This is a genomic window from Pseudomonas sp. GW821-FHT02H09, from assembly GCF_059421425.1.
In genome coordinates this window covers 1-4,968 of sequence record NZ_JBWKVA010000046.1, presented here as the reverse complement: position 1 = coordinate 4,968, position 4,968 = coordinate 1, and the positions used below count along the sequence as shown (strand labels likewise).

Below are 4,968 nucleotides of genomic sequence, written 5' to 3'. Positions count from 1 at the left end.
CCAGCCCGCCATCGAGCTCCACCGCGCTGCTGCGGTACAGCCGGGTCCAGCTGAACGGCAGCACCCCGTCCAGTTCAGCGTCGGTGAGGCTCAGCAGTTCTTCGCCGGTGACCATCGACACCGGGCAGCCGCGGGTGGCGGTTTGGCTGGCGGTGTCGGCGCTGGCGCCGTTGGGGTTTTTCGCCTGTTTGGGGGCGTCGTCGTGAGGTTCGTGTTTCTTCAGCGTGGCATTGCTGCGCGCGCCCCAGCGCATCTGCAATACGCCCTGTTTCTGCCGGCCAGCCAGGCCCCGGGCGGCGACCTTTTTGTAGCGGTCGACATAGCCCATAAAGCTGTCGATGATGTTGAACATGGCCTCGATGAAGCCCAGGCCAGCCTTGAGGATCTGCGTGCCATGTTTCGTCAGCCGCAGTGTCAGGTAGGCGATGCCGACGCCAGGGCCGACACCAATGCCTGAACCGACAACAGTCAGCACGAGGCCAATCAATAGATCGATCAGGATCTCGACCACGACCGTGGCAATGGCCTCGGCCGTCGTCCCGGCAATCAAACTCGGCGGCAAGGCGTCCAGCCAGATACTCGCGGTGCGCAGCAACAGGCACAGTGCCGCTTCGTCGCTGGCCAGCAGCATGGCTTTTTCCATCACTTGCGGTGCGTCCTGCGCCGACTTGACCAGTTGCTGCGCGCTACCGCCCAGGCGTTCGAGGTGAGCCCCCGGGTTCTTGAGCATGTCACTGATCAGGCCGATGCCGTCCCACACCCCCTCGATCGCCGCCCAACTCCCGGCGAGCATGCCGTTGCCCGCCGCTCGAGCCGACTGCTGCGACCACTGCGGTTTAAACCCCTGCCACTCGCTGCGCAGCCAGCCTTCCAGATCCCGAGTCAGCCCGTCGTAGGCAGCGAACAGCTCATCGACTTGCGACGGGGTCACTGCACTTTGAACCCGGACCCGATAGAACTTGCCGGCCTCGCCCTTGAACTGCGCCTTGCCCTGAGCATCCAGGGTGATGGTCTTGCCGGGACCACCGGCGGCCGGAATTACCTCGACCTGAATATTCCCGAGCGGGATGTCATAGACCGACTCGAACCTGCTCTCGATTTCCAGAATCCTGCTGGTGGGACATTGGGCGACGCTGGAGATGAAATCGTCGTCGCTCTGACTGACCGAAGTGCTGGTGGAGCCAAACTTGATCACTCGCTCCATGTCCAGCAGCGATGGCAGATCGGCGGCGCGACTGCCCTTGTCCAGCGTCCTGGCAAACCAGCTGCGGAGCTGTTGGCGATAAAGACTGAGGGTGTCCTGGAAGCTGTCGAGTTGCGCTTCGATGTGAGCAATGTGATCCATCAGCCTTGCTCCGAGATCAGGTGGTCAGCCAGTGCTTCTTTCGACATGCGAGGTAGCTCTGAGCGGGCAACGAAGGCCGCGACCTTGTGTCTCAAAACGCTTTCTGAATAAGCACCGTGCAGCTCCGGGCGGGCCTCGCTCAGCCAGGTCAGCAAGTTGTTGGTCTGGGTTACGGCGTCCTTCGCGGCGAGGCGATCAAGCAGCGACAGAGGAACCTCCCACCAGGGGCAGTCCTTGGCTGTCTTCACGGCACTGGCGCCAATCTCAAGGCTTTGGCCATTGACCAGGCAACGCTTGAACAGTGGCAGCAGCTCGCTCGCATCAACTTCAGGAGCCTGAAGAATCGGCAGCAGATGACGCCCGTCCCAGAAGCGAAAAAACACCTGCTTGCCATTGGGCAACAGCACCTTGGTCAAGCTGCGCAGGTGCTCGACCAACGCCTCCTGGCTGGCCGAAGAAACTGCCAGCCAGCCCCAATCAGTGGCGTCGGTGCTGGCGACCCAGTCGAGGAATTCGCTATCTGAGGCAACGATCCCGACATAGGGCATCACCCTGTCCCATTCGGCATAAGCGGTGTCGACCCAGATCGGGCTGGCCGTCTGCATTGCGCCCGACTGCTGGAAGGTCTTGAGCGGCTGGGCATCACTGGCGTTGCCAAGAATCACGAACAGCCGCTCTGACGACTGCAATGGTTGGCGCTCGAGCCAGGCTTGAGGTGCAAGGTGCTCAGACATCACAGACACCTTCCTTGCAGCGCTCGCATTCTTCGCAGAACGGCGCGTCGCTTTTCAGGCTGAAAATCTGTGCAGAGCTCAACGGTGCTGGCGGGATCAGTGTCGGTGCCGCAGTCAACTGCGGGGCGCCGCCGACCTGAATAGGTACGCTGCTGAATATCCCGCCGGCATTGATGTTGATCCAGTGCCCGCCAGCCTGAATCGTCGCGCTGACACCGCCGTCGATGACCACTTGCCCCAGGGCAAGGACGTGAACCTGCTCACTGGCCTTGAGCGATTGGTTGCGCACCCGGATGCTGGAGGTGCCTTTGACGACGACGCTGCGATCGTTATCCACTTGCACCGTTTGGTCGTGCAGCACGTGCTGGTTCCAGTCGCGCTGGGCACGCAGGTAGATTTCCTCGGCACCCTTGCGGTCCTCAATGCGCAGCTCGTTGTAGCCACCGCCACCGGGGCTGCTGTGACTACGAAAAATGCTCCGGGTCTTGTCGGCCGGCAGATCGAGTGGCAGCGGGTTGGCGGCATTTGGCAGGCAGCCCATTACCAGGGGCTTGTCGGCATCGGCGTCAACGAAACCCACCAGCACTTCCATGCCAACCCGCGGGATCAGCACACTGCCATAACTGTCGTGAGCCCAGCCGGTGGCCACCCGTAGCCAGCAACTGGAATGTTCGTTGAGTTTTGCGTCGCGGTCCCACTGAAATTGAACCTTGACCCGACCGTACTGATCGCAATGGATTTCGCTGTCACCCTGACCTGTGACCACGGCATGTTGATAGCCGAGCATGCGCGGCTTGGGTGCACCCAATGGCGGACGGAACAGCACATCCCAGGGCGTGGCCAGAAAGGTGTTGCGATAACCCTGGGAAAAGCCGTCCGAAGAGTCGCCGATCACCGACTCTTCCAGCACCTGAGGTTGCTTGCCCTGATGCTCGACTTCAGTCAGCAACCACAGGTCGTTCCACGCCGAACGCGGATGTTCGACGATTTCCAGAAAATGCCCGCTGATCAACGCTGATTGATCACTGCCGCCCTCGGCCTGGCAATAGTCCGCGCGGTGGCGCTCCAGAGCTCGCTGAGCCAGGTGTTTGCCATCGGTGCGGTCAGCAAAATGACCTGGATAGTCATAGTCTTCCAGCGCCGGTCGCTGCTCGCCAGCAACCGCACTTTCCAGCAGCAGATGCGGTTTTTTGAAGTCGTAATCGCGGCGGGTCACGCCTGTGGTGCGGGTTTCCAGGCGCACACTGAAGCGCTTGATCGCCGGTTCTTCGGCGACCATCCCGCTGCCCGGCAGGTAGACGGTTGGCCATGGCAGTTTGGGGAATACGGTTTGATCATCGCCGAAGATCAGGCGATGACCATCGGGGCTGTGCTGGAAGTGATAGTGGATACCGACCCCGGAGCAGAGCCGCTGAATGAACGCCAGATCGCTTTCGGCGTACTGCACGCAATACTCGCGCTCGGCGTATTGGCTGCCGAGCCGGAACTCGAAAGCATCGCGCTGGATACCATGATCCTTGAGCACTTGAGCGATGATCGCCGGCACCGTTCGATGCTGAAAGATTCGCTGGTTGATGCGCTGAGCGAGATACGCCAGTTGCGGCACCAGGCTGATTTGATAACGGGTCAGCCGCTTGCCGGAGTCGCCTTGGGCCACGCGATAAATCTGCCCGTGAATGCCATTGTTCTGCGCGTCGAAACTGAGGAACGCTTGCCGATGCAGGAGGTTTTCGAGGTCAAGGTCCGAACGCTCGCTGACCAGTTCCAGGTCAAAACGATAGGGCTGGCTGATGGCTTCCTTGCCGGTGAACTCAAGCACCTTGAGCTCACTCTGGACGCCGTCGAGGGTCAAGGTGAAACGCGGTTGATTGGCAGAAGCGAACATCCGATGTCTCTCTGCAGAGTGAAGACGGGCGATTCTGCATGAGCACGAACGGACATTGACGGGAGGGCACGGAAATCAGATTTACCCTACATTTATCAGGAATTGCTCCGTCATTGATGGGGAGCTATGGCTACGCAATGTGCATGGCTTTGTTTTTATTTAGCAGCGAACTATCGGACCGTCTGCATCCATCTGGGTGGATAGACGATTCCGGTTGCCGCGCATTTATGACTGGCGATTCCCCAGTAAAGCCATCAGCCGATGAACCATCACGCTGAAGGTTGCACCTTTGGCACAGACGCCATTCAAAAAAGAAAACAAGGTGCAACCTGCTTTGCCACAATAAGTTACACCCAGCCGGAATTTCAGTTGGCACCTCTGTTTTTTGCTCCTTTTCGGAGCAAGAACCTGATTGCCCAGCAGCAAAAGCACCAAGCAGGCGCGGCATTTCACTGCCGAAATTTATTTCCTGACGAGCCGCCTGTTTTTTCCGACAAAAAAGGGTTGCACCCGGTTGCACCTCTCTCCGTGCACGGCTAATCTTGCCGCCAGCTGATGTCACGCAGTTGTGGCAAACATGAGGATAAAAATATGGCTACCACCACCCTCGGGGTCAAACTCGATGACCCTACCCGCGAACGCCTCAAAGCCGCCGCGACCTCGATTGATCGCACGCCGCACTGGCTGATCAAGCAGGCAATTTTCAATTACCTGGAAAAACTCGAGGGTGGTGCAACCCTGACCGAGCTGAACGGTTTGACTGGCAAAGACGCTGACGAGGCGGGTGATGTCCAGGCGGACCACGCCCATCAGTGCTTCCTCGAGTTTGCCGAAAGCATCCTGCCACAATCGGTCCTGCGCGCCTCGATCACCGCCGCTTACCGCCGCCCGGAACCTGAAGTGGTCCCGATGCTGATCGAACAGGCGCGCCTGCCGGCTGCCATGGCTGAGGCCACCAACAAGCTCGCCGCCTCGATCGCCGAGAAACTGCGTAATCAGAAGAG

At 59.7% G+C, this 4,968-nt stretch carries 4 protein-coding genes and 1 pseudogene; 2 read left to right on the top strand and 3 right to left on the bottom strand.

The genetic code is table 11. From position 1 onward, the window contains the following. The 3 genes from AC07VR_RS31560 to AC07VR_RS31550 all read right to left on the bottom strand — a co-directional run. Positions 1 to 1,345 (bottom strand): DUF6531 domain-containing protein (locus tag AC07VR_RS31560; protein WP_495013638.1); only part of this gene is annotated, 1,345 nt, incomplete at its 3' end. Continuing rightward, complete coding sequence (locus AC07VR_RS31555) at positions 1,345 to 2,082, bottom strand: DUF4123 domain-containing protein (RefSeq protein WP_495013637.1); 738 nt, start codon at positions 2,080 to 2,082, stop codon at positions 1,345 to 1,347. The genes AC07VR_RS31560 and AC07VR_RS31555, both read right to left, overlap by 1 nt. After that, the gene (locus AC07VR_RS31550; protein ID WP_495013636.1) at positions 2,072 to 3,964 is read right to left on the bottom strand and encodes a type VI secretion system Vgr family protein; all 1,893 of its coding nucleotides are present in this window, start codon (positions 3,962 to 3,964) and stop codon (positions 2,072 to 2,074) included. The genes AC07VR_RS31555 and AC07VR_RS31550 overlap by 11 nt, the downstream gene beginning before the upstream one ends. Before the next feature lie 261 nt (positions 3,965 to 4,225). Between AC07VR_RS31550 and AC07VR_RS31545 the strand changes: the two genes are divergently transcribed. Together AC07VR_RS31545 and AC07VR_RS31540 are read left to right on the top strand one after the other, a co-directional pair. Then, on the top strand, positions 4,226 to 4,504 hold the full coding sequence (locus AC07VR_RS31545; RefSeq protein ID WP_495013635.1) for a hypothetical protein: 279 nt from the start codon (positions 4,226 to 4,228) through the stop codon (positions 4,502 to 4,504). A 51-nt stretch (positions 4,505 to 4,555) separates the two neighbouring features. Then, positions 4,556 to 4,968: pseudogene (locus AC07VR_RS31540) on the top strand (trifunctional transcriptional regulator/proline dehydrogenase/L-glutamate gamma-semialdehyde dehydrogenase); the annotation flags it as partial.